This window comes from Spiroplasma sp. hy2 (assembly GCF_044714365.1).
GTDB lineage: Bacteria > Bacillota_I > Bacilli_A > Mycoplasmatales > Mycoplasmataceae > Spiroplasma > Spiroplasma phoeniceum.
This window is the reverse complement of the sequence record NZ_RXFZ02000298.1, coordinates 1-767: the sequence shown is the minus strand read 5'-3', so window position 1 is coordinate 767 and position 767 is coordinate 1. Positions and strand designations below refer to the sequence as shown.

1 protein-coding gene is annotated in these 767 nt (G+C 30.2%); it reads left to right on the top strand.

Annotated elements, in window-relative coordinates:
- Positions 1 to 164 precede the first annotated feature (164 nt).
- Positions 165 to 404, top strand: coding sequence for a hypothetical protein (locus EHV01_RS06185; protein WP_422066697.1), 240 nt, complete (start codon positions 165 to 167; stop codon positions 402 to 404).
- Positions 405 to 767: the final 363 nt, after the last annotated feature.

Below are 767 nucleotides of genomic sequence, written 5' to 3'. Positions count from 1 at the left end.
AMAACTTTTTGATACCCTCTTTAAGTTGTTTACACATTTATTAAATATCTTAGAAATCTTTACAAAGTGTACCTGTTTTTCTCCTAATTTAAGGTGTTGTCCTTTCTCTGTTTCAGTTAATTAATTTGCTAATAAAAAAACTTAATAAAAGAAAGGAGTAAGTAATGAAAATTAATAAGCAACAACAAATTTGCGATATTGATAACTGCTATAAAGCAATATCATTCATTACGGAAGAATTTGTATCAAATAAAGTTTTATGAACTTGTGAAAAACACAAAGATTTATTAAGTCGCATAAAAGATAAAAACCAAAAGCAATTTTATCAAAAACTAGAAAATTCAAAAATTATCTTTGATTATGAAACTGGGTTTTTAAAACTTAAATTTTATAAAACAACTTAATGCAGWGTGGGACGGTTATTTTAAATAACTAAGTGCTTTTATTCCACATAGGCGGTCTAGCCCAGCGGTAATCAGTCCGGAAATAATAGACGCTTTAACAAGCGATAGTCGTGTTAAGTGCGAGGTCAACATCGAACGACAATAACAATTGAGATGGTCACTTTATAAATAAATTTGCGATAGATATTACTTCTTAGAAGTGGCGGTGGTTTAATAAACCACAAAGCCAGCATTAGGCTCTTCAAAATGCGAGTGAATTTATTTTAAAAACTGAACGTTTTGACCTGAAATGGTGCGGGTGAAGAGAGAGAAAACTCTCTGGCTCCAAAAAGAAAAAACAACTGTCTATTATTAAACAAACAH